Annotated in this window: 1 protein-coding gene; it reads left to right on the top strand. The window is 58.8% G+C overall.

The window, feature by feature from the left end; all coding sequences use genetic code 11:
- Positions 1–718, top strand: a 718-nt coding sequence (locus TX77_RS10705) for a sugar kinase (protein ID WP_044505088.1), incomplete at both ends; no start/stop codon positions are given.

Raw genomic sequence — 718 nt, 5'->3', positions numbered from 1 at the left:
CATTGTTCATGCCGCCGGAGCATAAGGCGCTGGAGCGGGCAACTGTGCTGGAGCAAGGCTTCGGCGGTGCCGAGAGCAACGTGGCGATCGGCGTAGCCAGGCTGGGAGGCTCGGCAGGCTGGTTCGGCGTACTGGGCGATGATCCTTTTGGCAAAATGATTCTGAAGACGCTTCGCGGCGAAGGCGTCGACGTGTCCCGCTCTATATTGAGCAGCGAGGCACCCACCGGGATGATGTTCCGCGAGCATGTGGCCGGCAGAACAGCCGTACATTACTACCGCAAGCATTCCGCGGCCAGCCGTATGGAGCCGGAGCAACTGGACGAGCAGTATATCCGCGGAGCGAAGCTGCTTCATGTGACGGGTATTACGACGGCGCTTAGCGAGAGCAGCCGCCGGACGGTTCTCAGGGCGATTGAAATCGCCAAGGAAGCGGGCGTCAAAGTATGCTTTGACCCGAATTTGCGGCTGAAGCTTTGGTCGATCGAGGAAGCGCGGGAGACGCTGCTTCCGATTGCGGAGCAGGCCGACTATTTCCTGCCAGGCTGGGACGAGTTGAAGCTGCTCTACAATACGGACAGCTTCGAAGAGGTGAAAGAGAAGCTGCTTCAGTTGAACGCTGTGACCATTGTGAAGGGCTTTGGCGATACGACGCTTGTCCTGGACAATGGCAAGGAGACGGCTGTTCCCTTCTATCCGGCAGAGAAGGTTATCGACAC

Origin of the sequence: Megasphaera massiliensis, from assembly GCF_000455225.1 — a bacterium.
In the GTDB taxonomy this organism is placed as follows: domain Bacteria; phylum Bacillota; class Negativicutes; order Veillonellales; family Megasphaeraceae; genus Megasphaera; species Megasphaera massiliensis.
The sequence above is the reverse complement of the archived record's forward strand: the minus strand, read 5'-3'. Positions and strand labels throughout refer to the sequence as shown.